Annotated in this window: 28 protein-coding genes and 2 tRNA genes; 23 read left to right on the forward strand and 7 right to left on the reverse strand. The window is 73.3% G+C overall.

Annotation, left to right across the window (positions count from 1 at the left end; all coding sequences use genetic code 11):
- Positions 1-18: 18 nt before the first annotated feature.
- Positions 19-94, forward strand: a tRNA-Glu gene (locus OH807_RS26805).
- A gap of 43 nt (positions 95-137) precedes the next feature.
- Positions 138-212 (forward strand) — tRNA-Gln (locus OH807_RS26810).
- Between the two features lie 135 nt (positions 213-347).
- On the opposite strand, the gene OH807_RS26815 is transcribed toward OH807_RS26810, so the two are convergent.
- Positions 348-1061, reverse strand: a complete 714-nt coding sequence (locus tag OH807_RS26815; protein ID WP_406201522.1) for an IclR family transcriptional regulator — start codon at positions 1059-1061, stop codon at positions 348-350.
- A gap of 231 nt (positions 1062-1292) precedes the next feature.
- Here OH807_RS26815 and leuC point away from each other — a divergent pair, with 231 nt between their 5' ends.
- From leuC to OH807_RS26835, 4 genes are all read left to right on the forward strand, one after another.
- Positions 1293-2714 carry a 3-isopropylmalate dehydratase large subunit gene (gene leuC, locus OH807_RS26820; protein WP_406203394.1) on the forward strand — a complete coding sequence of 474 codons (1422 nt, stop codon included), beginning with the start codon at positions 1293-1295 and terminating at the stop codon, positions 2712-2714.
- A 5-nt stretch (positions 2715-2719) separates the two neighbouring features.
- On the forward strand, positions 2720-3316 hold the full coding sequence (leuD, locus tag OH807_RS26825) for a 3-isopropylmalate dehydratase small subunit (RefSeq protein WP_406203397.1): 597 nt from the start codon (positions 2720-2722) through the stop codon (positions 3314-3316).
- Positions 3317-3518: 202 nt separating this feature from the next.
- Entirely contained in the window at positions 3519-3866 is a 348-nt protein-coding gene (locus tag OH807_RS26830; protein WP_406203400.1) for a hypothetical protein, read from the forward strand.
- Positions 3867-3999: 133 nt separating this feature from the next.
- Positions 4000-4722, forward strand: a complete 723-nt coding sequence (locus OH807_RS26835) for an HU family DNA-binding protein (protein ID WP_406203403.1) — start codon at positions 4000-4002, stop codon at positions 4720-4722.
- Between the two features lie 107 nt (positions 4723-4829).
- Here the strand turns inward: OH807_RS26835 and OH807_RS26840 are convergent, their stop codons facing one another.
- Positions 4830-5051: a hypothetical protein gene (locus OH807_RS26840; protein ID WP_406203406.1), complete on the reverse strand. Its 222-nt coding sequence runs from the start codon at positions 5049-5051 to the stop codon at positions 4830-4832.
- 43 nt (positions 5052-5094) lie between these two features.
- A complete protein-coding gene (gene cofC, locus OH807_RS26845; RefSeq protein WP_406203409.1) occupies positions 5095-5802 on the reverse strand; it encodes a 2-phospho-L-lactate guanylyltransferase in 708 nt (235 codons plus the stop codon).
- Between the two features lie 214 nt (positions 5803-6016).
- Between cofC and OH807_RS26850 the strand changes: the two genes are divergently transcribed.
- The 3 genes from OH807_RS26850 (at position 6017) to OH807_RS26860 (ending at position 9068) form a co-directional block, all read left to right on the forward strand.
- On the forward strand, positions 6017-6847 hold the full coding sequence (locus OH807_RS26850; protein ID WP_406203412.1) for a lysophospholipid acyltransferase family protein: 831 nt from the start codon (positions 6017-6019) through the stop codon (positions 6845-6847).
- Positions 6844-7845: an NAD(P)H-dependent glycerol-3-phosphate dehydrogenase gene (locus tag OH807_RS26855; protein ID WP_406203415.1), complete on the forward strand. Its 1002-nt coding sequence runs from the start codon at positions 6844-6846 to the stop codon at positions 7843-7845. Before OH807_RS26850 ends, OH807_RS26855 begins: the two co-directional genes overlap by 4 nt.
- Before the next feature lie 80 nt (positions 7846-7925).
- Positions 7926-9068: a D-alanine--D-alanine ligase family protein gene (locus OH807_RS26860; RefSeq protein ID WP_406203418.1), complete on the forward strand. Its 1143-nt coding sequence runs from the start codon at positions 7926-7928 to the stop codon at positions 9066-9068.
- 79 nt (positions 9069-9147) lie between these two features.
- Here OH807_RS26860 and OH807_RS26865 read toward each other — a convergent pair whose 3' ends face one another.
- Positions 9148-9666, reverse strand: a complete 519-nt coding sequence (locus OH807_RS26865; RefSeq protein ID WP_406203421.1) for a DUF3515 domain-containing protein — start codon at positions 9664-9666, stop codon at positions 9148-9150.
- A 20-nt stretch (positions 9667-9686) separates the two neighbouring features.
- Positions 9687-9920 (reverse strand): Lrp/AsnC family transcriptional regulator, encoded by a 234-nt coding sequence (locus OH807_RS26870; protein WP_406203424.1) that lies wholly within the window; start codon positions 9918-9920, stop codon positions 9687-9689.
- A gap of 199 nt (positions 9921-10119) precedes the next feature.
- On the opposite strand from OH807_RS26870, the gene OH807_RS26875 reads away from it, so the two are divergent.
- From OH807_RS26875 to thiD, 3 genes are all read left to right on the forward strand, one after another.
- Positions 10120-11085, forward strand: a complete 966-nt coding sequence (locus OH807_RS26875; RefSeq protein WP_406203427.1) for a thiamine-phosphate kinase — start codon at positions 10120-10122, stop codon at positions 11083-11085.
- A 217-nt stretch (positions 11086-11302) separates the two neighbouring features.
- Entirely contained in the window at positions 11303-12328 is a 1026-nt protein-coding gene (locus OH807_RS26880) for a 6-phosphofructokinase (RefSeq protein ID WP_406203430.1), read from the forward strand.
- A gap of 23 nt (positions 12329-12351) precedes the next feature.
- The gene (gene thiD / locus OH807_RS26885; protein WP_406203433.1) at positions 12352-13164 is read left to right on the forward strand and encodes a bifunctional hydroxymethylpyrimidine kinase/phosphomethylpyrimidine kinase; all 813 of its coding nucleotides are present in this window, start codon (positions 12352-12354) and stop codon (positions 13162-13164) included.
- Between the two features lie 147 nt (positions 13165-13311).
- On the opposite strand, the gene rpmB is transcribed toward thiD, so the two are convergent.
- Positions 13312-13497, reverse strand: coding sequence for a 50S ribosomal protein L28 (gene rpmB / locus OH807_RS26890; protein ID WP_014138233.1), 186 nt, complete (start codon positions 13495-13497; stop codon positions 13312-13314).
- A gap of 282 nt (positions 13498-13779) precedes the next feature.
- On the opposite strand from rpmB, the gene OH807_RS26895 reads away from it, so the two are divergent.
- The 10 genes from OH807_RS26895 to mutM all read left to right on the forward strand — a co-directional run bounded on the left by OH807_RS26895 (position 13780) and on the right by mutM (position 23858).
- Positions 13780-15411, forward strand: coding sequence for a DAK2 domain-containing protein (locus OH807_RS26895; RefSeq protein WP_406203437.1), 1632 nt, complete (start codon positions 13780-13782; stop codon positions 15409-15411).
- A gap of 52 nt (positions 15412-15463) precedes the next feature.
- On the forward strand, positions 15464-17695 hold the full coding sequence (recG, locus tag OH807_RS26900) for an ATP-dependent DNA helicase RecG (protein WP_406203439.1): 2232 nt from the start codon (positions 15464-15466) through the stop codon (positions 17693-17695).
- 148 nt (positions 17696-17843) lie between these two features.
- Complete coding sequence (locus OH807_RS26905) at positions 17844-18377, forward strand: hypothetical protein (RefSeq protein ID WP_406203442.1); 534 nt, start codon at positions 17844-17846, stop codon at positions 18375-18377.
- Positions 18378-18506: 129 nt separating this feature from the next.
- Positions 18507-19091: a 16S rRNA (guanine(966)-N(2))-methyltransferase RsmD gene (gene rsmD / locus OH807_RS26910; RefSeq protein WP_406203445.1), complete on the forward strand. Its 585-nt coding sequence runs from the start codon at positions 18507-18509 to the stop codon at positions 19089-19091.
- Positions 19092-19143: 52 nt separating this feature from the next.
- On the forward strand, positions 19144-19635 hold the full coding sequence (coaD, locus tag OH807_RS26915) for a pantetheine-phosphate adenylyltransferase (protein WP_406203448.1): 492 nt from the start codon (positions 19144-19146) through the stop codon (positions 19633-19635).
- Positions 19636-19891: 256 nt separating this feature from the next.
- Positions 19892-21118 (forward strand): cell division initiation protein, encoded by a 1227-nt coding sequence (locus OH807_RS26920; protein ID WP_406203451.1) that lies wholly within the window; start codon positions 19892-19894, stop codon positions 21116-21118.
- Positions 21119-21283: 165 nt separating this feature from the next.
- Positions 21284-21940, forward strand: a complete 657-nt coding sequence (locus tag OH807_RS26925) for a YceD family protein (protein ID WP_406203454.1) — start codon at positions 21284-21286, stop codon at positions 21938-21940.
- A gap of 2 nt (positions 21941-21942) precedes the next feature.
- Positions 21943-22116, forward strand: coding sequence for a 50S ribosomal protein L32 (gene rpmF, locus OH807_RS26930; protein ID WP_188303282.1), 174 nt, complete (start codon positions 21943-21945; stop codon positions 22114-22116).
- 20 nt (positions 22117-22136) lie between these two features.
- Positions 22137-22928: a ribonuclease III gene (gene rnc / locus OH807_RS26935; protein ID WP_406203458.1), complete on the forward strand. Its 792-nt coding sequence runs from the start codon at positions 22137-22139 to the stop codon at positions 22926-22928.
- 51 nt (positions 22929-22979) lie between these two features.
- The gene (gene mutM, locus OH807_RS26940; protein WP_406211205.1) at positions 22980-23858 is read left to right on the forward strand and encodes a bifunctional DNA-formamidopyrimidine glycosylase/DNA-(apurinic or apyrimidinic site) lyase; all 879 of its coding nucleotides are present in this window, start codon (positions 22980-22982) and stop codon (positions 23856-23858) included.
- A 7-nt stretch (positions 23859-23865) separates the two neighbouring features.
- Here mutM and OH807_RS26945 read toward each other — a convergent pair whose 3' ends face one another.
- Positions 23866-24792, reverse strand: a complete 927-nt coding sequence (locus OH807_RS26945) for a hypothetical protein (RefSeq protein ID WP_406203461.1) — start codon at positions 24790-24792, stop codon at positions 23866-23868.
- 350 nt (positions 24793-25142) lie between these two features.
- Here OH807_RS26945 and OH807_RS26950 point away from each other — a divergent pair, with 350 nt between their 5' ends.
- Complete coding sequence (locus OH807_RS26950; RefSeq protein WP_406203464.1) at positions 25143-26522, forward strand: hypothetical protein; 1380 nt, start codon at positions 25143-25145, stop codon at positions 26520-26522.
- The last annotated feature ends 20 nt before the right edge of the window (positions 26523-26542 follow it).

Raw genomic sequence — 26542 nt, forward strand, 5'->3', positions numbered from 1 at the left:
GCAAGGGATCGCCAGGAAGCCCCCGTTGTGTAGCGGCCTAGCACGCTGCCCTCTCACGGCAGTAGCGCCGGTTCGAATCCGGTCGGGGGTACCAGAGCACGAAGCCGGTGGGTCGTCCCATCGGCCGATTGCTTTGTTGGGGTATGGTGTAATTGGCAGCACGAGTGATTCTGGTTCATTTAGTCTAGGTTCGAGTCCTGGTACCCCAGCCAGAAGTAAGCAGGGCCCTGGTGATCCAGGGCCTTTTGTGTTTTCCGGGTAATTCCCGGCCGCATTCTCCGCGAAAGGGCCCGCTCACTTCGGTGAGCGGGCCCTTTCGCGGTGGTCCGGTCGCGGTGGCCGGGGGATCAGCTGCGGCGGAGCGCCTCGGTCAGGCGGTTGGCGGATTCGATGATGGCCTGGGCGTGCATGCGGCCCGGGTGGCGGGTCAGCCGCTCGATCGGGCCGGAGACGGAGACGGCGGCCACCACGCGGTTGGAGGGGCCGCGCACGGGCGCGGAGACGGACGCCACGCCCGGCTCCCGCTCGCCGATCGACTGGGCCCAGCCGCGGCGCCGTACGCCGCTCAGGGCGGTCGCGGTGAAGCGGGCGCCCTGGAGGCCCCGGTGGAGCCGCTCGGGCTCCTCCCAGGCCAGCAGGACCTGGGCGGCGGAGCCGGCCTTCATCGGCAGGGTGCTGCCGACCGGGACGGTGTCCCGCAGGCCGGAGAGCCGCTCGGCGGCGGCTACGCAGATCCGCATCTCGCCCTGCCGGCGGTAGAGCTGCGCGCTCTCGCCGGTGACGTCGCGCAGGTGGGTCAGGACCGGGCCCGCGGTGGCGAGCAGCCGGTCCTCGCCCGCCGCGGCGGAGAGTTCGGAGAGACGGGGGCCGAGGATGAACCGGCCCTGCATGTCCCTGGTGACCAGTCGGTGGTGTTCGAGTGCGACGGCGAGTCGGTGGGCCGTGGGCCGCGCCAGACCGGTGGCGGCGACCAGCCCCGCCAACGTGGCGGGGCCCGACTCCAGTGCGCTCAGCACCAGAGCGGCCTTGTCGAGAACGCCGACGCCGCTAGAGTTGTCCATGCCCTAAGACTGCAGTCTCATTCCGCGAGACGCAAGTTCAATCTTCCGGGAAAAGCGCCACTCTGGATGCAGCAGCCCGGGAGACATCCAGGATGCGACCCCAACAAGGCGTCCGCATCGTGGACACCGATCCGGCGTGCAGGTCGCGCGACGCGAGCCTCACAGGGCGGCGTAAGCACTGACCCCGACGACACGAGAAGGCCGGCAACGCGGCCGGCTGGAGGGAATCCGATGGGACGGACACTCGCAGAGAAGGTCTGGGACGATCACGTCGTGCGGCGCGCGGAGGGCGAGCCCGACCTGCTCTTCATCGACCTGCACCTGCTCCACGAGGTCACCAGCCCGCAGGCCTTCGACGGCCTCCGGCTGGCCGGGCGCACGGTCCGCCGGACCGATCTGACGATCGCCACCGAGGACCACAACACCCCGACCCTGGACATCGACAAGCCGATCGCCGACCCGGTCTCCAGGATCCAGCTGGAGACGCTGCGCCGGAACGCCGCCGAGTTCGGCGTGCGGATCCACTCGCTGGGCGACGTCGAGCAGGGCGTCGTGCACGTGGTCGGCCCGCAGCTGGGCCTGACCCAGCCCGGCACCACCGTGGTCTGCGGCGACTCCCACACCTCCACCCACGGCGCGTTCGGCGCCCTGGCCTTCGGCATCGGCACCAGCCAGGTGGAGCACGTGCTGGCCACCCAGACGCTGCCGCTGGCCCCGTTCAGGACGATGGCCATCACCGTCGAGGGCGAGCTGCCCGAGGGTGTCACCGCCAAGGACCTGATCCTGGCGATCATCACCCGGATCGGCACCGGCGGCGGCCAGGGCTACGTCCTGGAGTACCGCGGCTCGGCCATCCGCAGCCTCTCCATGGAGGCCCGGATGACCATCTGCAACATGTCGATCGAGGCGGGTGCCCGGGCCGGCATGATCGCCCCCGACCGGACCACCTTCGACTACCTGGAGGGCCGCCCGCACGCCCCCGCGGGCGAGGACTGGGACGCCGCGGTCGAGTACTGGAAGACCCTGGTCACCGACGAGGACGCGGTCTTCGACCACGAGGTCTTCATCGACGCGACCGAGCTGACCCCGTTCGTCACCTGGGGCACCAACCCGGGCCAGGGCGCCCCGCTGGGCGCCTCGGTGCCGGACCCGGCCTCCTTCGCCGACCCGCAGGAGCGGACCGCCGCCGAGAACGCCCTGACGTACATGGGCCTGGAGGCCGGCACCCCGCTGCGCGAGGTCACCGTCGACGCGGTCTTCGTGGGCTCCTGCACCAACGGCCGGATCGAGGACCTCCGGGCCGCGGCCGCCGTCCTGGAGGGCCGCAGCGTCGCCGAGGGCGTGCGGATGCTGGTCGTCCCCGGCTCGGTGCGGGTCGCCCTGCAGGCCGTCGAGGAGGGCCTGGACAAGGTGTTCACCGCCGCCGGTGCCGAGTGGCGCCACGCGGGCTGCTCGATGTGCCTGGGCATGAACCCGGACCAGCTGGCCCCGGGCGAGCGCTGCGCCTCGACCTCGAACCGCAACTTCGAGGGCCGTCAGGGCAAGGGCGGTCGCACCCACCTGGTGTCCCCGCAGGTCGCCGCCGCCACCGCCGTCCTGGGCCGACTGGCCGCACCCGCCGATCTCTCGTCCGACGTCGCTGTGGAGGCCTGAGCAGCATGGAGAAGTTCACCACCCACACCGGCCGGGCCGTTCCGCTGCGCCGCAGCAACGTCGACACCGACCAGATCATCCCGGCCCACTGGCTGAAGAAGGTCACCCGTTCCGGTTTCGAGGGCGGGCTGTTCGAGGCCTGGCGCAAGGACGAGTCGTTCATCCTCAACCGCCCCGAGCGGGAGGGGGCCACCGTCCTGGTGGCCGGCCCCGAGTTCGGCACCGGCTCCTCCCGCGAGCACGCGGTCTGGGCGCTGCAGAACTACGGCTTCCACGCCGTGATCTCCTCCCGGTTCGCCGACATCTTCCGCGGCAACTCGCTGAAGAACGGCCTGCTCACGGTCGTCCTGCCGCAGGAGACCGTGGAGCGGCTCTGGGCGCTCACCGAGGCCGACCCGACGGCCGAGATCACCGTCGACCTGGAGGCCCGCGAGGTGCGCGCCGAGGGCCTGACCGCCTCCTTCGAGCTGGACGACAACGTGCGTTGGCGGCTGCTGAACGGTCTGGACGACATCAGCATCACCCTTCGTAACGAGGATGACATCGCGGCCTTCGAGGCCACCCGGCCGGCGTTCAAGCCGCGCACCCTGCCGGTCGCCTGAGAACCCGCTCCGATCGCGAGAAGCGCTGGGGAACAAGCATTCTGACGTTCCGCCGGATGGCCCGTTCCCCCCTCGGGGGGGCGGGCCATCCGGCGTTCCGGAGCACGAGTTCGCCTCCCCGGGCGGCCCCCGATTGCCGATTTGGCAATGCCGCAGAGGGCCCCGGGCAAGCACAACTGCGGGTAGATGGCACAATCAGTACATGCACCGGCACCATGAACCTCCGTACGCGGGCGGCGAACCCGCGTCACCGGAGTCCACGGGCCGGGGATCCGAACGCCGAATTGACGATCGGCCGGACGCCGCCACCTCAGCTGCTGAGGAGCCGGACGACCCGGAAGTCGCAGCGCTCTACGCGCTTGTGGCCGAGCGGTTGAAGCAAGCTCACGCCCGCGTGCATGCGCTGAACGTGTCTGCCGATGCAAAGACCGCTCTCACCCGACAACTCCTCATCGTCACCGAGACCGCCAAGCGCGATCTTCCGGGGGCGGCAAGGCGGTTGAGTCGCTTTGTGCAGGACCTCGACGACGGGCCCCCGCCGGTCGTCTGAGGTCGCCGACGCGCAAATCCATTGCGACACTAGGGTGATTCGCGCGTTTGGTAATTGAAAGTCCGCAGATACATACCTAACGTGCGAAATGAACGGATGGAATCATCCGGCGCCCGTTTCCGAAGGGGAAGACGTGAACAAGGCTCAGCTTGTCGAAGCGGTGGCCGAGCAGCTGGGCGGTCGCAAGGCTGCCGCAGAGGCCGTCGACGCAGTGCTCGACACCATGGTCCGCGCCGTTGTGGCCGGCGACCGGGTGTCGGTCACCGGTTTTGGCACCTTTGAGAAGGTGGAGCGCTCCGCGCGCTTCGCCCGCAACCCGCAGACCGGCGAGAAGGTCAAGGTCAAGAAGACCTCGGTGCCCCGCTTCCGTCCCGGCCAGGGCTTCAAGGACCTGGTCAGCGGCAGCAAGAAGCTGCCGAAGGAAGGCCCCTCGGTGAAGAAGGCCCCCAAGGGCTCCCTCACCCCGGGCAAGAGCGGCGTCGCCGCGACCCCGGCCGCCAAGCGCGCCGCCACCAAGCGTTCGGCCACGGCCGCCGCCGCGGCCCCCGCCGCCACCAAGAAGGCCGCGGCGAAGAAGACGGCGACCACCGCCGCCGCCAAGAAGACCACGGCCACCACCGCCAAGAAGGCGGCCGTCACCAAGAAGGCCACCCCGGCCGCGGCGAAGAAGACGGCGACCACCGCCGCCGCCACCAAGAAGACCGCGGCCGCCGCCAAGAAGGCGACCACCACCGCCGCCGCCAAGAAGACCACGGCCACCGCCGCGAAGAAGGCGACCGCCACGGCCAAGAAGACGGCTCCGGCGAAGAAGACCGCCACCCGCAAGACCACCGCGCGCAAGACCAGCGCCAAGTAGTCGCGAACGGCCTTCCAGAGCCGTGGCGCACCTCCCCCCGGGACCGGGGCGGACGGGCCGCCACGGCTCTTCGGGTTCCGGGCCCGGCACCCGGGCGCGCCGGCCGGTCAGGCCTCGGCCGGGTCCGGGAAGGTCTGCAGCGTCAGGAAGACCACCCGGCGCGCCCCGCCGGTGCCCTCGGTGCGGATCCGCACCCGCTGGCCGGGGCGGAGCAGCCGCAGGCCGCCCGCGTCGAAGGCGGCCGCGTCGAACGGCACCGGGGTCCCGTCGTCGAGCAGCACGGAGCCGGCCCGGGTGGCGGGGTCGAAGGTGAACGCGGTGGCCTGCATGAAAGCAGCATAGCGAGCGGCACCGACAGCCCCGGGTGGTGTCTCAGCCGGCCCCGGCGGCCGGGCCCGGGGCGTAGCCGAGCCGGGCCGACAGCGCACCGGTGTGCGGGCCCACCCCCAGGGCCAGCGCCTCGCCGAGGTCGGCGCCGGTGTCGACGTCCCGGCGGACCGACTGCACGCCGTCCAGCCGCAGTTCGCGGGCGCCGCCGGCGGCGTGCCGGGCCCGCGAGCCGTCACCGAACGCCGGCGAGAGCGGGCTGCCGGGGGCGCAGGCGAGCAGTGTGGTGCCGAGCCCCGGGGCGTCGGCCAGGAAGGCCCGCCCGGCCGGCGGAACGGCCGCCAGCACCCGGGCCAGCTCGGCCGGGCGCAGCGCCGGCAGGTCGGCCGAGAGCGCGGCCAGCGGGGCGCGCGGGGCGAGCGCCAGCGCGGCCGCCGCGCCGTGCACCAACGCCCGGTTGAGGTCACCGCCCGGCTCGTCGTCGACCACCACGGCACCGAGCGCGGCGAGCCGCGCACCGGCCCGGGCGTCCCGGGTCACCACCAGCACCCGGGCCACGCCCGGCGTGGCCAGCGCGGCGGCGGCGGTGTCCAGGGCGAAGGAGAGGGCCAGGTCCGGACGGTGCTCCCCGGCGAACGGGGCCAGCCGGGTCTTCGCCAGGGCGAGCGGCTTGAGCGGGAGCACCAGCGACCAGCCGGCGGCGGGTGCGGGGGGCGCGACGGGCCCACTGGGGCGTACGGTGTCCTGGGTCATCGGCGTCATTGTGACGCCGGTGCCGGAACCCCCGCCAGGCCGTCCGAGCTGTGCGGACGTGCGTTTGATCACGCCCGCCCGACGTGCTGGCGAGGTTGCTCGACAGCCGCTTCGCGGTCGGGCGAGACTGTTCGGCGCCCGGGCCCCCGCGGGGGGTGCCGGAGCCGAGGGACTGCGGCACCCCACGTGCCGCACCGGATGAGGAGGACCTGGGGTGGCCCGCCGCTCGTACGCCAGCTTCGGCAACGCCGACTACGGCATCTGGTACCGCTTCGCGGCCGTGCTGGTGAAGCCGGTGACGACCGCGCTGGTGAAGCCCGACTGGCGGGGCTGGGAGCACCTTCCGAAGGAGGGGGGCTTCATCGCCGCGGTCAACCACAACTCGATCATCGACCCGGTGGTCTACGCGCACTGGCAGTACAACAGCGGGCGTCCGCCGCGGATCCTCGGCAAGTCCTCGCTGTTCTCGGTGCCGTTCATCGGATTCATGCTGCGCAAGACCGGCCAGATCCCGGTGTTCCGGGAGTCGACCGACGCCGCGCAGGCGTTCCGGGCCGCGATCGACGCGGTGAACGGCGGCCAGTGCGTGCAGTTCTACCCGGAGGGAACGCTCACCCGGGATCCGGACCTGTGGCCGATGACCGGGAAGAGCGGGGTGGCCCGGGTCGCCCTGATGACCGGTGCGCCGGTCATCCCGGTCGCGCACTGGGGCGCGCACGAGATCATCCCGCCGTACGGCCGGGGCACCTCGGGCAAGGGCCGGTTCAACCTCTTCCCGCGGCACAAGGTGACCGTGGCGGCCGGCCCGCCGGTGGACCTGAGCAAGTACCAGGGGCAGGAGCTGACCGCACAGGTGCTGCGGGACGCGACCGAGGACATCATGCAGGCCATCACCGCCGTACTCGCCGGCATCCGCGGCGAGGAGGCCCCGCCCGAGCGCTACGACATGCGCGCGGCGGCCCGGAGCCGGGCCACGGCGGCCGCGGCCGAACGGCAGCGCGCGGCCGGCAAGCGCCACAACGACGCCGAGGAGGCGGGCAAGTGACCCGATGCGCCGTGTTCGGGACGGGCTCCTGGGGGACCGCCTTCGCGATGGTGCTCGCCGACGCGGGCTGCGAGGTGACGCTCTGGGGCCGCCGGTGGGAGCTGGTGGACGCGATCCACACCACCCACGTCAATCCCGACTACCTGCCCGGCGTCCCGCTGCCGCCCTCGATCCGGGCCACCACGGACCCGGCGGCGGCGCTGGCCGGGGCCGACTTCGCGGTGCTCGCGGTGCCCTCGCAGACGCTGCGGGAGAACCTGGCCGCCTGGGCGCCGCTGATCGAGCCGCAGACGGTGCTGGTCAGCCTGATGAAGGGCATCGAACTCGGCACCGCCAAGCGGATGAGCGAGGTGATCGCCGAGGTCGCCGACGTCCGGGCGGAGCGGGTGGCGGTCGTCAGCGGCCCCAACCTGGCCCGGGAGATCGCCAACCGGCAGCCCGCCGCGAGCGTGGTGGCCTGCACCGACGAGGCGGTCGCCAAGCAGCTCCAGGCGGCCTGCCACACCCCGTACTTCCGGCCGTACACCAACACCGACGTGATCGGCTGCGAACTGGGCGGCGCGGTGAAGAACGTGATCGGCCTGGCGGTCGGCATGGCCGACGGCATGGGGCTCGGCGACAACACCAAGGCGACGCTGATCACCCGCGGGCTGGCCGAGACCACCCGGCTCGGGATGGCGCTCGGCGCCGACCCCTACACCTTCGCGGGGCTGGCCGGGATGGGTGACCTGGTGGCGACCTGCTCCTCGCCGCTGTCGCGCAACCACACCTTCGGCACCAACCTGGGCCGGGGGATGTCGCTCGCCGAGACCATCGCGGCCACCCGGCAGACCGCGGAGGGCGTCAAGTCCTGCGAGTCGGTGCTCGACCTGGCCCGGCGCAGCGGCGTCGACATGCCGATCGTCGAGGCCGTGGTGGACGTGGTGCACAACGGGCGCCCCACCCAGGAGGCCCTGCAGACCCTGATGTCGCGTTCGGCCAAGGCGGAGCGGCACTGACCGCGTTCGCCGGGAACGGTGGACTTCCCCAGGGTGGCTGACTTTCCGGAAACACCCCGCACGGTACTCTCAAACGCGATATGAGCATCGAACAGACCTCCCAGAATCCGTCCGCGAAGCCGCGCGTTGCGATCGTCTTCGGTGGCCGCAGCTCCGAGCACGCCATCTCGGTCTCCACCGCGGGCAGCGTGCTGAGGGCGATCGACCGCGAGAAGTACGACGTGCTGCCGATCGGCATCACCCACGAGGGCCGTTGGGCGCTGGTCAGCGACGACCCGGCCCGGATGGCCATCACCGACGGCCGGCTCCCGGACGTCGCCCAGGTCGCCGAGGCCGTCGACGGCCAGGTCACGCTGCCGGTCACCCCGGGCAGCCGCGAGGTGGTCTGGAGCGAGGCCGGCGCCGCCCCGAAGGCCCTCGGCGAGGTCGACGTGGTCTTCCCGCTGCTGCACGGCCCGTGGGGCGAGGACGGCACCCTCCAGGGCCTGCTGGAGCTCTCCGGCGTGCCGTACGTCGGCAACGGCGTGCTCTCCAGCGCGGTCGGCATGGACAAGGAGTTCACCAAGCGCGTCCTGGCCTCGCACGGCCTGGGCGTCGGCTCGTACACCGTCGTGCGCCCGCGCGAGTGGGAGAGCGAGGCCGGCCGGGCCGCCGTCCGCGAGCGGGTGGCCGGTCTGGGCCTGCCGGTGTTCGTCAAGCCCTGCCGGGCCGGCTCCAGCATGGGCATCACCAAGGTCAAGGACCTCGCCGACCTCGACACCGCGATCGAGGAGGCCCGCCGGCACGACCCCAAGCTGATCATCGAGGCGGGCGTCTCCGGCCGCGAGATCGAGTGCGGGGTGCTGGAGTTCGAGGACGGTCCGCGGGCGAGCGTGCCGGCCGAGGTGCTGGTCGGCGGGGACTACGAGTTCTACGACTTCGAGGCCAAGTACATCGACTCCTCCGAGGTGCGCGTCCCGGCGGAGCTGACCGCCGGGGAGACCGCCGAGATCCGCCGCCAGGCGGTCGAGGCCTTCGAGGCGCTCGGCTGCGAGGGCCTGGCCCGGGTCGACTTCTTCCTGCTGGACGACGGCAGCTGGATGATCAACGAGATCAACACCATGCCCGGGTTCACCCCGATCTCGGCCTACCCGAAGATGTGGGAGGCCACCGGGCTGTCGTACCCGGAGCTGATCGACCGGCTGCTCCGGGCGGCGCTGCGCCGCCCGACCGGCCTGCGGTAGCGGCCGCGCGCGGACGACGGAGGGGCGGGCCGGGGAGCTCCCGGCCCGCCCCTCCGTCGGTGCCGTCGGTGCCTCGCGGTCAGGAGGGGATGTTGGCCTTCACCGCGGGGTTCAGCGCGGCGACCGGGTCCAGCGGGTTGTCGGAGGCCCCGCCGGGGACGGTCACCTCGACGTTGGCCAGGCGCAGTGTGGTGGTGAACCGGTAGCCGCCGTCGGACAGCTTCTTCGTCCACCAGGTGACGCCGTCGATGGTGGGGGAGAGGTCCTTGGCATGCTCGCCGTTCAGCTCGTCCGGCCGGTCCACGCCGCAGCGCAGCACGATGCGCGAGGAGCCGCCGGCCCAGCCGGCCACGTACGGCGACGCCGGCGACGGGTCCTTGCGGGCACGGCCGAGCAGCTCCTGCGGGAGCGCGGCGGCCAGGGCCTGGCAGTACCCGGCCGCCTTGCCCGTCGGCGTCGGCGTCCCGATCTCTTCGGGCGCGCTCCAGCTGCCGATCAGCACCACCACGGTGCAGGTCAGCGCAAGCGGCAGGGCCAGCCACCGGATCGGGGCGGGCAGGTCCGCCAGCAGGCGGGGGAGGCGGAGTCGTCGGGCCACCCGCCGATGGTAGCCGGGGCTTACAGGTGGACCACCGGACAGGTGAGGGTCCGGGTGATGCCCTCGACCTGCTGGACCTTGGCCACGACCAGGCGGCCGAGGTCGTCCACGGTCTCGGCCTCGGCCCGCACGATCACGTCGTACGGGCCGGTCACGTCCTCCGCCTGGAGGACGCCGGGGATCTTGGAGATGGACTCGGCCACGGCGGTGGCCTTGCCGACCTCGGTCTGGATCAGGATGTATGCCTGTACCACGGGGGGACCTCCCGGCGGCTGGGTACGGGGATGGCCGCGGTGATCACCCGGGCGGGCGTCGGGGGTGGGGATCGGGCTCACCGGCAGTCTGATCACCACGCTACCGCGCAGCGGGCCGGGGAGGGGAGACCTCTGCACCTGCGGAGGGCGTACGCTGCGCGCGGGGGCATGAACCGGACGGTGTGCGAGAGGACGGCAGATGCAGGGGACCGTGGGCGAGCTCGGCGAGTTCGGCCTCATCAGGGAGCTGACCGCCCGGGTGCCGCTCACCGACGCGGTCGACCTCGGACCGGGCGACGACGCAGCCGTGGTGAAGGCGCCGGACGGCCGGGTGGTGGCGACCACGGACGTGCTGATCGAGAACCGGCACTTCCGCCGGGACTGGTCGACCGCCTACGACGTGGGCCGCAAGGCCGCGGCCCAGAACCTCGCCGACGTGGCCGCGATGGGCGCGGTGCCGACCGCGATACTGCTCGGCCTGGTCGCCCCCGCCGACCTGCCCACCACCTGGGCCACCGAACTGATGGACGGCCTGCGCGACGAGTGCCAGGTGGCCGGTGCGACGGTGGTCGGCGGCGACGTGGTGCGCGGCGACGTCATCACGCTGGCCATCACGGCGCTCGGGGACCTTCAGGGGCGCGCGCCCGTGACGCGCGCCGGGGCCCAGGTGGGCGACGTGGTCGCGGTCACCGGCTGGCTCGGCTGGTCGGCCGCCGGCCTCACGGTGCTGCAGCGCGGCTTCCGCTCGCCGCGCGCCTTCGTCGAGGCGCACCGCAGGCCGGAGCCGCCGTACCACGCGGGCCCGGCCGGCTCCGAGTTGGGCGCGACCGCGATGGTCGACGTGAGCGACGGGCTGGTCGCCGACCTCGGCCACGTCGCCCGGGCCAGTGGGGTGGACATCGACCTGCGGGCCGCCGACTTCGACGTCCCGGCCCAGATGGCCGACATCGGCCAGGCGGTCGGCGTCGACCCACTGGTCTGGGTGCTCTCCGGCGGCGAGGACCACGCGATCGTGGCGACCTTCCCGCGCAGCGTCCAACTCCCCGCCCGCTGGCGGGTGGTGGGCGAGGTGACGGCCCGGGCCAGGGCCGCCCGCGGCGGCCGGGTGACGGTGGACGGCGCCGCCTGGGACCGGGTCGGCGGCTGGGACCACTTCGCCGAGTGACGGTGGCTCCGGGCCCCGCCGGGCGAGCCCCTGCGGCTCCGCCCCGCCACCCCGTCCGCCTTCCCGTCCGCTTTGGCGCCGGCCCGCGGAAGGGGGTGCCCGGCGCGCGGCGTACGGGCCCGGACGGGGCCACCGCGTAGGCTTGCGCCGAACGGACCTGCCCGCCCGTCCTGCGCGGGTGGTCTGAACCACTGCGGAGCGGGAGAGCACAGCCACCATGCGCATCGGTGTCCTGACCAGCGGCGGCGACTGCCCCGGCCTCAACGCGGTGATCCGCTCCGTGGTGCACCGCGGCACGGATGTGCACGGGGACGAGATCGTCGGCATCGAGGACGGCTTCCTCGGCCTGATCGAAGGCCGGACCAGGCCGATCTCGCACGACGACGTCACCGGCCTGCTGACCCTCGGCGGCACCATCCTCGGCTCGGCCCGGGTCCAGCGCGACCGGATCGCCTGGGCGGTGGAGAACGCGCAGACCCTCGCCCGGGACATCGGCATCGACGCGCTGATCGCGATCGGCGGCGAGGGCACCCTGACCGCCGCCCGGATGTTCAGCGACGCCGGACTCCCGGTGGTCGGGGTGCCGAAGACCATCGACAACGACATCGACGCCACCGACGTCACCTTCGGCTTCGACACCGCGGTGCACGTCGCGACCGAGGCGATCGACCGGCTGAAGACCACCGCCGAATCCCACCAGCGCGTCATGGTGGTGGAGTTGATGGGCCGGCACACTGGTTGGATCACCCTCACGGCGGGCATGGCGGCCGGTGCGCACGGCATCCTGATCCCGGAGAAGCCGTTCGACATCGAGGCGGTGGCCCGGATGGTCGAGGACCGCTTCGCCCGGGGCAAGAAGTTCGCCATCATCGCCGTCGCCGAGGGCGCCGCCCCGATGCCCGGCACCATGCGCTTCGACCACGGCGAGGTCGACCGGTTCGGCCACCGGACCTTCGGCGGGATCGGCAACCGGCTCGCCCACGAACTGGAGAACCTGCTCGGCAAGGAGGCCCGCCCGGTCATCCTCGGCCACACCCAGCGCGGCGGCACCCCCACCGCCCGCGACCGGGTGCTCGCCACCCGCTTCGGCTGGCACGCGGTGGAGGCCGTCCACAAGGGCGCGTTCGGCCACTTCACGGCGCTGCGCGGCAACGACATCGTGCTGGCACCGGTCGCCGAGGCGGTCACCCGGCTCAAGACCGTGCCGCAGGACCGCTGGGCGGAATCCGAAGCCGTGCTCTGAGCCGCCGCAGGTAGGTTGGGGCCATGGTTTCGACTGCACCCCCTCGCGAGGCACCGCCCCGGGTCCTGACGGTGGCCGGCTCCGACTCCGGCGGCGGCGCCGGCATCCAGGCCGACCTCAAGGCGATGCTCGCCCTCGGCGTCCACGGCATGAGCGTGATCACCGCTGTCACCGCGCAGAACTCGCTCGGCGTCCAGGGGTACTGGGAGCTGCCGGCCGAGGCCGTCCGGGCCCAGTTCCGCAGCGTGGTGGACGACATCGGGGTGCAGGCCGTGAAGACCGGCATGCTCGCCTCGATCGAGCTGGTCGAGACCGTCTCCGACCTGCTGGCCGGCGTGGACGCTCCGGTGGTGGTCGACCCGGTCGGCGTCTCCAAGCACGGCGACGCGCTGCTGGCCGCCGAGGCGGTCGCCACCGTCCGGGAGAAGCTGCTGCCGGTGGCCACCCTCGCCACGCCCAACCTGCACGAGGTGACGCAGCTCACCGGCCGCACCGTCGACGGCGAGGGCGCGATGCTGGACGCCGCCAAGGCGCTGCTCGACCTCGGCCCCCGCTGGGTGCTGGTCAAGGGCGGCCACCTGGAGGGCGAGGCCGCCGACCTGCTGTACGGCGGGGCCGGCGAGGAGTACTGGTACCGCGCACCGCGCTACGACAACCGGCACACCCACGGCACCGGCTGCACGCTGGCCAGCGCGATCGCCGCCGGGCTGGCCAGGGGCGAACCGCTGCCGGAGGCGGTGGGCTCGGCCAAGGAGTACATCACCGGCGCGATCGCGGCCGGCTTCGCCCTGGGCGCCGGGATCGGCCCGGTCGACCACGCCTGGCGCTGGCGCTGACCGCCCCGGACGCGCAACGACCGAGGGGCGGGCCCGTGGGCCCGCCCCTCGGTCGTAGGAACGGAACGGCGTACGCCGGTCAAACAGAAAGCCGGTTCATCCAGGGATGAACCGGCTGACTGGAGGACCGGCGTACCGGTCTGCGCGTCAGCGCGAGACCTTACCGGCCTTGATGCACGAGGTGCAGACGTTGAGCCGCTTCGGCGTCCGCCCAATCACAGCGCGCACCGTCTGAATGTTGGGGTTCCAACGACGGGGGGTACGGCGGTGAGAGTGGGAGATGCTGTTGCCGAAGCCCGGCCCCTTGCCGCAGACGTCGCAGTTGGCAGCCACAGGAGTCACTCCAAGACTTCAGATCATTTACGTTCGAAACCCCACCGACCCACCGGGGCACTCGCGTGAACCGGACCGGACCAAAGGGGTGAGCCTGGACTGTTCCAGGCAACCGGAAGAGCATACAACGCTTGCTTCCGTTCAACGAAACTACCACGACCGCGCAGGTGATCGCTGCCCTCGTCCCGTCCCGCACCCGCACCCGGCCCCCGATAACCTGCCGGTATCACCCCTCGCCGTTCACCCAGAGGCCATCGCGGCGTCCCACCCGGAGGAGACCTGGTGCTGCACACGCTCGACGCCCCGGCGGTGCGCAGCTGGTGCCAGCTGGCGCTGCGCGCGCTCGGCCAGGCCCGCGAGGAGATCGACGCACTCAACGTCTACCCCGTCCCGGACGGCGACACCGGCACCAACCTGTACCTGACCGTGGAGTCGGCCGCCGCCGCGGTGGAGAGCCGGTTCGCCGACCCCGGGGCAGGCCCGGCCCCCGGGCTCGCCGAGACGGCCCGGGCGATGGCCCGCGGCGCCCTGATCGGCGCCCGCGGCAACTCCGGGGTGATCCTCGCCCAGTGGCTGCGCGGCACCGCCGAGACGCTGGCCGAGGGCGGCGGCGCCGACCAGCTGCGGGCCGCCCTCCAACGGGCCGCCGACTCCGCCTACCAGGCCGTCGCCGAGCCGGTGGAGGGGACGCTGCTGACCGTCGCCCGGGTCGCCGCCCGGGAGGCCGTGCGGGCCGGCGACGGGCTCGGGCAGGTCGCCGACACCGCGTACCGGGCCGCCCGGGACGCCCTGCGGCACACCCCCGAGCAGCTCGCGGTGCTGGCCGAGGCCGGCGTGGTGGACGCCGGCGGGCGCGGCCTGGTCGCCGTCCTCGGCGCGCTCGCCGACGCCGTCGCCGGGCACCAGCCGATGGGCCCGGTCGCGCTGCGCGGGGACGTGCGGACCGCGGAGCGCTGCGACCGGCACCTCCGGCCGCCCGGGCCCGGCCACCCCGCCTTCGAGGTGATCTTCCTGCTGGACGCCCCCGACACCGCGCTGCCCGCCCTGCGCGAGCAGCTCGCCGGGCTCGGCGACTCGCTGGTGGTCGGCGGCGGCGACGGCCTCTGGAACGTCCACGTGCACGTGGACGACGCGGGCGCCGCCGTCGAGGCCGGGGTGCGGGCCGGCCGGCCGCACCAGATCCGGATCACGCACTTCGCCGAGGCCGCCGCCCGCTCCGGCACCGCCGGGGACGGCGCCGAGCGCGAGGAGCGCACCCGCGCGGTGCTCTCGGTGGTCTCCGGGGCGGGCCTGGCCGAACTCTGCGAGCAGGCCGGCGCGGTCGTCCTGCACGCCGACCCGGACCGCCCGCCCGCCAGCGCCGAACTCGCCGCCGCCGTCCGCCGGGCCGCCGCCCGCGAGGTCGTGCTGCTGCTCAACGACCCCGAACTGCGGGCCGCCGCCGGCGCCGCCGCCGACCAGCTGCGCGAGGAGGGCGTGCGGATCGCCGTGCTGCCCACCCGGTCGCCGGTGCAGGGCCTGGCCGCGCTCGCCGTGCACGAGGCCGGCCGCCGCTTCGACGAGGACGTGGTCGCCATGACCTCCGCCGCCGGCGCCACCCGGTACGCCGAACTCGCCGTCGCCGAGGGGGAGTCCTGGACGATGGCCGGGGTCTGCCAGGCCGGGGACGTGCTCGGGCTGATCGACGGGGACGTGGTGGTGATCGGCTCCGGGCCGGACGAGGTCGGGACGCTCGTCCTGGACCGGATGCTCGGCGCGGGCGGCGAACTGGTCACCCTGATCCTCGGCGAGGGCGCACCGGAGGGTCTGGCCGAACGGCTGGTCACGCACGCCCGGCACCGGCGGCCCGAGGTCGACGCGGTGGTCTTCCACGGCGGACAGGAGTCCGCCCCGCTGCTCATCGGCGTCGAGTAGCCCGGCCGGGCAGTGCCCGGATTGTCGGCGCGGTGGTGTAGGAAGGGGCCTGATGGGCGCTCTCGATGAACCACTGACCAAGCTCGTCGGCGACCGGACCGCCAAGGTGCTCGCCGACAGTCTCAAGCTGCGCACGGTCGGGGACCTGCTGCACCACTATCCGCGCCGCTACGTCGAACGCGGCCAGCTCACCAGCCTGGACGAGTTGGAGATCGACGAGCACGTCACCGTGCTGGCCCGGATCGAGAAGGTCACCCTGATCCCGTTCCGCGGCCGCAAGGGGGACCGCCTGGAGGTGGTCGTCACCGACGGCCGCAGCCGGCTCTCGCTGGTCTTCTTCAACCAGGGCTGGCGGCAGAAGGAGCTGAAGGCCGGCGCCCAGGGGCTGTTCGCCGGCAAGGTCGGCGTCTTCAACCGGAGCCGCCAGCTGGTCTCGCCGGACTACCAGCTCCTCGACGAGGAGGCCGGGTCCGACGCCGCGCGGCAGTTCGCCGGCCGGCTCATCCCGGTCTACGGCGCCAGCGCCCAGATGCCCAGCTGGAAGCTGTCCATCTGCATCGAGACCGCCCTCACCAAGCACCTCGACGACGTCGGCGAGCCGCTGCCCGCCGAACTGCGCGAGCGGCACGAGCTGATCCCGCTGCCCGAGGCGCTGGAGCTGATCCACCGCCCGCGCAGCCAGGCCGACCGCGAGCACGCCCAGAGCCGGCTCCGCTGGGACGAGGCCTTCGTCCTCCAGGTCGCGCTCGCCCGGCGCCGGGCCGCCGACTCCGCGCTGCCCGCCAAGCCGCGCCGGGCCCGCCCGGGCGGCCTGCTGGACGCCTTCGACGCCCGGCTGCCGTTCACCCTCACCGAGGGTCAGGAGAAGGTGTCCGCCGAGATCGCCGCCGACCTCGCGAGCGAGCACCCGATGCACCGGCTGCTCCAGGGCGAGGTCGGCTCCGGGAAGACCCTCGTCGCGCTGCGCGCCATGCTCGCCGTGGTCGACGCGGGCGGCCAGGCCGTACTGCTGGCACCGACCGAGGTCCTGGCGCAGCAGCACCACCGCTCGATCGTGGAGATGATGGGGGACCTCGCCGAGCGCGGCCTGCTCGGCGGCTCGGACCTCGGCACCCGGGTGGTGCTGCTGACCGGCTCGATGGGCGTGCCGGTCCGGCGCCAGGCGATGCTGGACATGGCCTGCGGGGAGGCCGGCATCGCGATCGGCACCCACGCGCTGATCGAGGACAAGGTGCAGTTCCAGGACCTCGGCCTGGTCGTGGTGGACGAGCAGCACCGCTTCGGCGTCGAGCAGCGGGACGCCCTGCGGGCCAAGGGCGAGCAGCCGCCGCACCTGCTGGTGATGACGGCGACCCCGATCCCGCGCACCGTCGCGATGACCGTCTTCGGGGACTTGGAGACGTCGGTGCTGGACCAGCTGCCGGCCGGCCGGTCGCCGATCTCCACCCACGTCGTGCCGGCCGTGGAGAAGCCCAACTTCCTGGCCCGGGCCTGGGAGCGGGTCCGCGAGGAGGTGGCCAAGGGCCACCAGGCCTACGTGGTCTGCCCGCGGATCGGGGACGAGGAGCCGGAGCCGAAGGCGGCGGGGAAGAAGCGCCGGGCCGCGGCTCCGGAGGATCTGGAGAACGTCGCGGACGCGGCGGACGCCGGCGCCGGGAGCGACGAACGCCGCCCCCCGCTCTCCGTGGTGGAGACCGCCGAGATGCTGCTGAAGGGCCCGCTGGCGGGCCTGCGGGTGGAGATCCTGCACGGCCGGCTGGCGCCGGACGCCAAGGACGAGGTGATGCGCCGGTTCACGGCCGGCGAGGTGGACGTCCTGGTGGCCACCACGGTGATCGAGGTCGGGGTCAACGTCCCCAACTCCACCGCCATGGTGATCATGGACGCCGACCGGTTCGGCGTCTCCCAGCTGCACCAGCTGCGCGGCCGGGTCGGGCGCGGCAGCGCGGCCGGCCTCTGCCTGCTGGTCAGCGACATGCCGGCGGCCAGCCCCGCCCGGGCCCGGCTGGACGCGGTGGCCGGCACGCTGGACGGCTTCGAGTTGTCCCGGATCGACCTGGAGCAGCGCCGGGAGGGCGACGTGCTGGGCCAGGCGCAGTCCGGGGTGAAGTCCTCGCTGAAGGTGCTCTCGGTGCTGGAGGACGAGGAGGTCATCGTCACCGCCCGGGCCGAGGCCACCCGTCTGGTCGCGGAGGACCCGGAGCTGGCCGGCCACCCGGAGCTGCGCACCGCGCTGGAGAGCCTGCTCGACCCGGACCGCGCGGCCTACATGGAGAAGGGCTGAGGCCCACCCGGCGGATCGCGCCGGACGACGGCAGGTGCGGCAGCGCGGCCGGCCGCCCGGCCCGATTGTCAGACCCCCGGGAGAGAATGTAGTTGTTCGGGACGCACCCCCAAGGTGCGTACCTGGCACGACATTTGGGGGTCCTGCCATGGCATTCCGTCATCTCAACGAGCTCCCGCTCGGCGACAAGGTCTTCCGGATCGAACTCGCCAGCGACGACGACCGCGAGGTCACCCTCACCCTCACCGGCTGGCGGGAGGGGGCGGCCGCCTCGCCGCTCGCCTCCGGCAAGCTCCGGCTGCCGGTCGAGGACGTCGCCTCGCTGCGGATCGCGCTCAACCGCGCGCTCCGGGCCCTGGCGATCGTCGCCGACGTCTCCGAGCCCATCCCCGACCGCGACGTGCTGCGCGAGCTCTACCCCGGCCACGGCGCCCCCTGGGTGCCGCAGCACGAGGAGGAGCTCGTCCGGCGGTTCCACGACGGCGAGACCGTCGCCCGGATCGCCGCCCGCTTCGGCCGCACGCCCGACTCCGTCCGGACCAAGCTGCGCGAGCTCGGGCACGACCCGCGCCGCCCCGAGTTCTGCCCGCCCGACGGCTGCCTCTCGTGGTCCCGCTACGCCTCGCCGGCGCTGCTCGGTGCGTCGGTACCGGCCCAGGCCCCGGCGGCCGACGCGAGCTGACCCCCGCCGGGCGTCGCCCCGCCGGCCCGTCCGGCGGGGCGTCGCCCGTCTCCGGCGCGCCCCTTCCGCCCGGGGCGGGAGCGGGCCGTATAGCGTGGTCGGGCAGCGACGAAAGGACCTCCCACCACCATGACCCGCGTGATCGCCGGGGCGGCCGGCGGCCGCCGGCTGGCCGTACCGCCCGGCCGGGGCACCCGACCCACCTCCGACAAGGCCCGCGAGGCGATGTTCTCCACCCTGGAGGCGTTGCGCGGCACCCTGCACGGGGCCCGGATGCTCGACCTCTTCGGCGGTTCGGGTGCGGTCGGCCTGGAGGCCCTGTCGCGCGGCGCCGCGCACGTGCTGCTGGTCGAGGCGGACGGCCAGGCCGCCCGGGTGATCCGGGAGAACGTCCGGACGGTCGCCCTGCCGGGCGTCGAGGTGCGGGCCGCCCGGGCCGAGAAGGTGATCGCCGGTCCGCCCCCGGAGGCCGCGTACGACCTGGCCTTCCTCGATCCGCCGTACGTCGTCACCGACGACGAGGTGCGCGAGATGCTGCTCACACTCCTGGCCGGGGGCTGGCTCGCGGAGGATGCACTCGTCACCGTTGAGCGCAGCACCCGAGGTGGCGACTTCGGCTGGCCCGAGGGCTTCGACGCCGTGCGGTCCCGCCGCTACGGCGAGGGGACGCTCTGGTACGGTCGCGCCGCCGCCGAGGCCCGCCAGAACCCGTAGCCGGGCCGAGGGGCCCGCAGCACCCGTCACCCCACGAGGGAGCATCCACGCCATGCGCCGCGCCGTCTGCCCCGGATCGTTCGACCCGATCACCAACGGTCATCTCGACATCATCGAGCGGGCCTCGAAGCTCTACGACGTGGTGCATGTCGCCGTCCTGATCAACCGCAACAAGCAGGGCATGTTCACCGTCGAGGAGCGGATCGGCCTGATCGAGGAGGTCACCGCCCCGTACGGGAACATCGTGGTGGAGTCCCACCTCGGCCTGCTGGTGGACTTCTGCCGGGAGCGCGGCATCCCGGCGATCGTCAAGGGCCTGCGGGCCGTCAGCGACTTCGACTACGAGCTGCAGATGGCCCAGATGAACCACGGCCTGACCGGCGTCGAGACGCTCTTCGTGCCGACCTCGCCGACGTACAGCTTCCTGTCGTCCACGCTGGTCAAGGAGGTCGCCTCGTACGGGGGCGACGTCTCGCACCTGCTGCCGGAGGCGGTGCACGGCCGCCTGGTCGAGCGGATCGCGGAGCGCCGGGCGGAGCGGTAGCCGGCCCGGTGGCGGCCCGGACCCGTCCGGTCCGGGCCCGCCGGGGCCTCCCGGGCCCTCGGCGGCCGTCGGCAGCCGGGTCCGTTTCTGCCGGTTCGTCACGAGTTGTCCCGAGCGCGGTCGGGCGGCCCGGCACGGGCGTTGTGACCTCGCCCCACGGTGGCCGTACAGTCTGTAGTCCTGCCCTGCGGTGAGGTCCACCGCGCCGGGCCTGCCTCCGCCGGACTGTCGGCGGCACACGGAAAGACGAAGCCCCGTGGACGTGCAGAACAAGGTCGACGAGATCGTCGCGGCCGTCGAGAACGCCCGCTCGATGCCCATGTCTGCCTCCTGCGTCGTGAACCGAGCCGAGCTGGTCGGTCTGCTCCAGGACCTCAGGGCGGCGCTCCCCGCCGAACTGGCCCAGGCCCAGTCGGTGATGGCCGACCACGAGCAGGTGGTGGCGGAGGCCGAGGCCCAGGCCGAGCGGATCATCCAGGGCGCGCACAGCGAGCGCGGCTCGCTCATCTCCGACACCGAGGTGGTCCGCCGGGCCCAGGCCGAGGCGGACCGCATCCTCGCGGAGGCCCGCGCCGAGGTCGAGACCAAGCGCGTCGAGGCCGACGACTACGTGGACAGCAAGCTCGCCAACTTCGAGGTGGTGCTGACCAAGACGCTCGGCGCGGTCGGCCGCGGCCGGACCAAGCTGCGCGGCGACTCCAGCGTCTTCGAGTCCGACGCCGACGGCGAGAGCGACGGCGAGGAGTTCCGCCCGCAGTCGCGGATCACCCCGAGCCCCGAGGTCGACGAGTACGTCGATGTGAAGCTCGCCACCCTGGAGAACGTGCTCAGCGCGACCCTGGAGGCCGTCGGCAAGGGCCGCGACAAGCTGCTCGGCAAGGCCCCGATCGACGAGCTCGGCGCCTACCTGGCCGCCGCCGACCAGGCCCAGCAGGCCAAGGACCGGGCCGAGGCGGTCGCGGCGGGCTTCGCCGCCGACGCCAACGGCGACGACATCGCCTGGTACCGCGAGGACGTCCCGCAGCAGCAGACCTGGCCCGAGCAGACCCCGGCCGCGGCCGGCTGGCAGGCCCCCGGCACCGACCAGTACGCGGCGGCCGCGGAGCAGCCCGGCGGCCAGTACGCCGAGGTGTACGGCGGCGGCTACGACCCGGCCGGCCAGGCCGACCCGTACGGCACCCAGTGGGGGCAGCAGACCGGCGGCTACGTGCAGCAGGAGCACCCGCAGCACCCGCAGCAGCCCGGCTACCCGGCCGGGCAGGAGCAGGGCGGCTACGGCTACGTGCAGCCGCAGCAGGGCTACGGCGCGCAGCAGTACGATGCCTGGGGGAACCCCCAGCCGGAGGCCGGGGGAGGCTACCCGCAGCCGCCGGCCAACCCGCCCGCCCTTCCGCAGCAGCAGCAGGCGGGCCTGGACGAGACCAGCTTCTTCGACACCAGCATGATCGACATGACCAGGCTCCGGGAGCTCGGCGGCCGGTAGGGCGTGAGCGTCCGGACCGCTCCGGCCCCGGCCGGGCGGCACGGACCGAAGTTGGGCCTGGCGGGAGACTCCGGTAGTCTGACCACTCCGGCCTCTCGTTGTCGGGCCGTCGGTCTGCCCGCGCATCGCCCGACGAGCAGCGCCTCGCATCAGTTTTCTCAGGAAGTGCAGGACACCTTGAACCGCCTCGACCACCGCGACCCACTCGTGTTCGACACGCACGAGCTCGGCCGTCGCCCGGGCTCGCTGCGCAAGGTGTCCCGCACCCTGGAGGCCCCCGCGGGCCTCGGGATCATCGATGTGATCGGTGTCCCGGAGAAGAGCGAGATCCAGCTGGAACTCCGCCTGGAGTCGGTGGTCGAGGGCGTGCTGGTGACCGGCACCGCCGAGACCCACGTCGAGGGCGAGTGTGTACGGTGCCTGGAGCCCGTCGAGGACGACCTCGACGTCGACTTCCAGGAGCTGTACTACTACCCGGAGTCCGACGAGCGCCATCGCGCCCGGACCGGCGGGACCGAGATCCTCGACGAGGACTCGGAAGATGAGACTTACCGTCTGGAGGGCGATTTCTTCGACCTCCAGCCGGTGCTGCGTGACGCGGTGGTGCTCGCACTGCCGCTGCAGCCGGTGTGCCAGGAAGACTGCCTGGGCCTGTGCTCCGAGTGCGGAGCGCGCCTGAGCGACGACCCGGCGCACCACCACGATGCCGTCGACCCCAGGTGGGCGGCTCTGCAGGGACTCTCCGCCGCCCCCGGCGACGAGGGTGACGGGATCAAGAACAGCGACACCCGTGAGGGTGCCGCCGAGAACCAGGAGAAGTAGCCGTGGCTGTTCCGAAGCGGAAGATGTCGCGCAGCAACACGCGCCACCGCCGTTCCAACTGGAAGGCCGTCGTTCCGGCCCTCGTGGCGTGCGACAGCTGCCACGAGCCGAAGCTCGGCCACATTGCGTGCCCGAGCTGCGGCACGTACAACCGCCGCCAGGTCCTCTCGGTCTGATCGGCGGGGTGTACGGATCGATGTCGGACGGTAACTCTTCCCGCAAGGCGGCCACCGCCTCGAAGGCCACTTCGGGCGGCGGAAAGGCCGGCGGGCCGGCTTCGACCGAATACGACGTCCTGGAAGGGCGCCTCGGGTACACGCTCGAGCGCGCCCTTCTGGTACGCGCACTGACCCACCGCTCGTACGCGTACGAGAACGGCGGGCTGCCCACCAACGAGCGCCTGGAGTTCCTCGGCGACTCGGTGCTGGGCCTGGTGGTGACCGACACCCTCTACCGCGTCCACCCGGACGTCCCCGAGGGCACGCTCGCCAAGCTGCGCGCCGCAGTGGTCAACTCGCGCGCGCTCGCCGATGTCGGCCGGGGCCTGGACCTCGGCGTGTTCATCCGGCTCGGCAAGGGTGAGGAGGGGACGGGCGGCCGTGACAAGTCGTCGATCCTCGCCGACACCGTCGAGGCCGTGATCGGCGCCGTCTACCTGGACCAGGGCCTGGACGCGGCCACGGACTTCGTCCACCGCCTGTTCGACCCGCTGATCGAGGAGTCCTCGCAGCTGGGCGCCGGCCTGGACTGGAAGACCAGCCTCCAGGAGCTCACCGCCTCGGTGGGCATCGGAGTGCCCGAGTACGTGGTCGAGGAGTCCGGTCCGGACCACGAGAAGACCTTCACCGCTGCGGCCCGGGTGGCCGGCGAGGACTTCGGCAGCGGCGTCGGCCGCTCGAAGAAGGAAGCCGAGCAGAAGGCCGCGGAGAGCGCCTGGCGGGCGATCAAGGAGAAGTACGCCGACCGCCTGCCCAGCAGCGCCGCCTGAGCAGGCAGTACCCTTCCTCCTGCCCGTCCCTGCGTGCTGGAGGCTGTTGAGGTGCCCGAACTCCCCGAGGTAGAGGTCGTCCGCCGCGGTCTGGCCAACTGGGTCGCCGGGCGGACGGTCGCCGACGTCCAGGTGCTGCACCCGCGCGCGGTGCGCCGCCAGCCGGCCGGCGCCGCCGACTTCACCGCGCGGCTGACCGGCACCACGCTCGGCAGCGCACAGCGCCGCGGCAAGTACCTGTGGGTGCCGCTCTCCGGCCGGGGCGAGGGCTTCTCGCTGCTCGGCCACCTCGGGATGAGCGGCCAACTGCTCGTCCAGGACCCGACGGTGCCGGACGAGACGCACCTGAGGGTCCGGCTCCGCTTCACCGACGGCGGGCGCGAGCTGCGCTTCGTCGACCAGCGGACCTTCGGCGGCCTCGCGGTCGAGGAGGCCGAGGACGGTGACCCCGAGGGCACGCCGCTCTCCCTCGCGCACATCGCCCGCGACCCGCTGGACACGCGCTTCGACGACACCGCCTTCGTGGCCGCCCTGCGCGCCAGGCGCACCACGGTCAAGCGGGCCCTGCTGGACCAGACCCTGATCAGCGGCGTCGGCAACATCTACGCGGACGAGGCGCTCTGGCGCTCCCGGCTGCACTACGACCGTCCGACCGGCTCGCTGACCCGCCCGCAGGCGGCCGTGCTGCTGGCCAACGCCCGGGACGTGATGAGCGCGGCGCTCGCCGTCGGCGGCACCAGCTTCGACAGCCTCTACGTCAACGTGAACGGCGAGAGCGGCTACTTCTCCCGCGACCTCGACGCCTACGGCCGCGAGGACGAGCCCTGCCGCCGCTGCGGCACCCCGATCCGCCGGGCCGCCTGGATGAACCGCTCCAGCTACTTCTGCCCCCGCTGCCAGCGCGTCCCGCGCGCCCGCAACGGGGGCTGAACCCGCCCTACCGCTTGGTGAGTTCGGGCTCGGGGCGGGCGCTGTCCGCGCCGCCGCCGCCGTGGGTGTCCTGGCCGAAGTAGGCGACGCCGACCGCCGAGACGACGGCGAGCACGAAGCCGAGCCCGCCGAGCCAGGCCAGGCCCTCCTTGGAGGAGTCGCCGAGCCAGATCACGCCGACCGCGCCGGGCAGCACCGTCTCACCGACCACCAGGGCGGCCGTCGCGCCGTTCACCGAGCCGATCTGCAACGCGACGGTGTGCACGTACATGCCGCCGATGCCGCCGACCAGGATCGCGTACAGCGCCGGGTCGGAGAGCAGCCTGCCGAGGTCGAACGGCTGGACGCCGTTCAGGATCCGCACGCCGACGCCGAGGGCGCCGAAGCCGAGGCCGGAGAGCAGACCGGCGACGATCGCGCCGTTGGCGCCCATCCGCCGCACCAGCAGGCCACCGCCGACCAGCAGCACGGTGGTGATCAGCAGCAGCCACCAGTGGAACTCCATCGCCGCCTCGTGGCCGCCCTCCGGCCCGGCCGAGACGGCCAGCAGCACCAGCGCCGAGCAGAGCACGCCGATCGACGCCCACTCCAGCTGCTTGAGCCGGATGCCGAGCAGCTTGATGCTGAGCACCGCGGTGATCACCAGGTTGGCGCTGATGATGGTCTGCGAGAGGAACAGCGGCAGCAGCCGGGCGGCCAGCGCGCCGAGCCCGAACCCGATGAAGTCGAGCACCGTGCCGAGGATGAACTCCCAGGTGACGGCGGCCTTCGCGGTCGAGGAGAGGCTCGGTCCGCCGTGCGCGGTGGTGCCGGCCGAGGAGCCCCCGGCGGCGGCCTCCTCCCGGGCGGAGCGCCGTGATCCGACGGCCTGCAGGACCGAACCGGTGCCGTAGCAGGCGGAGGCCGCCACGGCGGTGACGAGGCCGATGAACACCCAGTGCTCCGTTCGAGAGACGTGATCAGGAGAAGGTCGAGGGGCGGCGGTACGGCCACCACTATGCCCGGTCGCGGTCCGGCGCCGGCCCGCCCGGGAGGTGCCCCCGTTCCGCCCCGGGTACTGCCCCGGTGCGGGTGCGGTGCGGGTGGCGGCCCGTGCCGGGCCCGCGCCGGAAGGTACGTGCGGGCCGGGGGCCGGGTTCCCGCGGTCGGCGGGCTTCCGGGGCGCCCGGGGAAACATCATCCCGGAGGAGGGGAGCGACCCCGGCGGACGGTGGGGGTGGCCGGGGGTGCCCGTACGCGAAGGGTATGCCGGGTCGGGGCTCCGGTGGCGGTAGCGTCGGTGCCATGAGAACCCTCGCTCGACGACCGTCCCGGGGCACCGGGCCGCTGGCCCTCGTGGTGGCGCTCCTCGGGCTGCTGCTCCTGCTGGCCCCGGCGGCCTCCGCGGCCGGCGGACTGGACGACGCCACCTCGACCCTCAAGCAGGGCCGGGTCTACGTCGACCCGGCGATGACCGACCGGTTCAGCCAGAGCCAGGCCGACGCCCTGACCGAGAAGATCCGCAAGGCGGACAAGGCGATCTTCCTCGCGGTGGTGCCGGCAGCGGCCCCGTACGGCGAGAACACCGTCTTCAACGACCTGCGCACCAAGGTGGGCATCACCGGCGCCTACGGCATCTGGCGCGGCGACGCCTTCCAGGCCCACGCCGACCGCGGAGCACTGCCCGCCGGCAGCGCCGAGCGGATCGCGGGCGCCTCGTTCCGCTCCCACCCCGGCGACCTCGCCGCGACCCTGAACGACTTCGTCGACACCGCCGCCCCGCAGGTCAAGGGCCACGGCGTGAACAGCTCGGCGGGTGGTGTCTCCACCGCCGCGATCGTCGTCCCGCTCGCCCTGCTGGCGCTGGCCGGCACCGGAGTCTTCCTGCTGTTCCGCCACGCGAAGAAGCGCAAGGAGGAGCAGCGGCGGGCCGAACTGGCCCAGCTGCGCACGGTCGTGGACGAGGACATCACCGCTTTCGGCGAGGAGCTCGACCGGCTCGACTTCAGCCCCGGCGCACCCGACGCCGACGACGTCCAGCGCGCCGACTACACGCACGCCCTCGACTCGTACGAGCGGGCCAAGCGCAGCATGGACGAGGCGAAGCGGCCGGAGGACGTCAAGCCGGTCACCGAGGCGCTGGAGGACGGCCGGTTCGCGCTGGCCACGCTGGCCGCCCGGCGCGAGAAGCGGCCGCTGCCGGAGCGGCGCCCGCCGTGCTTCTTCGACCCGCGGCACGGCCCGTCCGTGCAGGACGCCGACTGGGCCCCGGCCGAGGGCGCCGCGCGCACCGTCCCGGTCTGCCGGGCGGACGCCGACCGGCTGGCCGCCGGCCAGGACCCGGACATCCGCACCGTCCCGACCGAGCACGGCCCGCAGCCGTACTGGAACGCCGGCCCGGCGTACGGGCCCTGGGCGGGCGGGTACTTCGGCGGGTTCGGCGGCGGCGGACTGCTGCCGGGCCTGCTGGTCGGCACCATGCTCGGCTCGATGATGAGCACCCCGGCGTACGGTGCCCCGGTCGACGGCGGCTCCGGCTACGACGGCTCCGAGGGCGGCGACTTCTCCGGCGCCGACTACAACTCCTCCGACTTCGGCGGCGGCTTCGGCGACGGCGGGGGCGGCGGTGACTTCGGCGGGGGCGGTGACTTCGGGGGCGGCGGCGACTTCGGCGGAGGGTTCTGACCGGGCCCGGCACGTCGCCG

This window comes from Kitasatospora sp. NBC_01560, from assembly GCF_045208415.1.
GTDB lineage: Bacteria > Actinomycetota > Actinomycetes > Streptomycetales > Streptomycetaceae > Kitasatospora.

Excerpts from the sequence above, each read along its gene's own strand:
- OH807_RS26815 (WP_406201522.1), bottom strand. The coding sequence starts at position 1,061 with ATGGACAACTCTAGCGGCGTCGGCGTTCTCGACAAGGCCGCTCTGGTG.
- leuC (WP_406203394.1), top strand. The coding sequence starts at position 1,293 with ATGGGACGGACACTCGCAGAGAAGGTCTGGGACGATCACGTCGTGCGG.
- leuD (WP_406203397.1), top strand. The coding sequence starts at position 2,720 with ATGGAGAAGTTCACCACCCACACCGGCCGGGCCGTTCCGCTGCGCCGC.
- OH807_RS26830 (WP_406203400.1), top strand. The coding sequence starts at position 3,519 with ATGCACCGGCACCATGAACCTCCGTACGCGGGCGGCGAACCCGCGTCA.
- OH807_RS26840 (WP_406203406.1), bottom strand. The coding sequence starts at position 5,051 with ATGCAGGCCACCGCGTTCACCTTCGACCCCGCCACCCGGGCCGGCTCC.
- cofC (WP_406203409.1), bottom strand. The coding sequence starts at position 5,802 with ATGACCCAGGACACCGTACGCCCCAGTGGGCCCGTCGCGCCCCCCGCA.
- OH807_RS26860 (WP_406203418.1), top strand. The coding sequence starts at position 7,926 with ATGAGCATCGAACAGACCTCCCAGAATCCGTCCGCGAAGCCGCGCGTT.
- OH807_RS26875 (WP_406203427.1), top strand. The coding sequence starts at position 10,120 with ATGCAGGGGACCGTGGGCGAGCTCGGCGAGTTCGGCCTCATCAGGGAG.
- OH807_RS26880 (WP_406203430.1), top strand. The coding sequence starts at position 11,303 with ATGCGCATCGGTGTCCTGACCAGCGGCGGCGACTGCCCCGGCCTCAAC.
- thiD (WP_406203433.1), top strand. The coding sequence starts at position 12,352 with ATGGTTTCGACTGCACCCCCTCGCGAGGCACCGCCCCGGGTCCTGACG.
- recG (WP_406203439.1), top strand. The coding sequence starts at position 15,464 with ATGGGCGCTCTCGATGAACCACTGACCAAGCTCGTCGGCGACCGGACC.
- OH807_RS26905 (WP_406203442.1), top strand. The coding sequence starts at position 17,844 with ATGGCATTCCGTCATCTCAACGAGCTCCCGCTCGGCGACAAGGTCTTC.
- rsmD (WP_406203445.1), top strand. The coding sequence starts at position 18,507 with ATGACCCGCGTGATCGCCGGGGCGGCCGGCGGCCGCCGGCTGGCCGTA.
- coaD (WP_406203448.1), top strand. The coding sequence starts at position 19,144 with ATGCGCCGCGCCGTCTGCCCCGGATCGTTCGACCCGATCACCAACGGT.
- rnc (WP_406203458.1), top strand. The coding sequence starts at position 22,137 with ATGTCGGACGGTAACTCTTCCCGCAAGGCGGCCACCGCCTCGAAGGCC.
- OH807_RS26950 (WP_406203464.1), top strand. The coding sequence starts at position 25,143 with ATGAGAACCCTCGCTCGACGACCGTCCCGGGGCACCGGGCCGCTGGCC.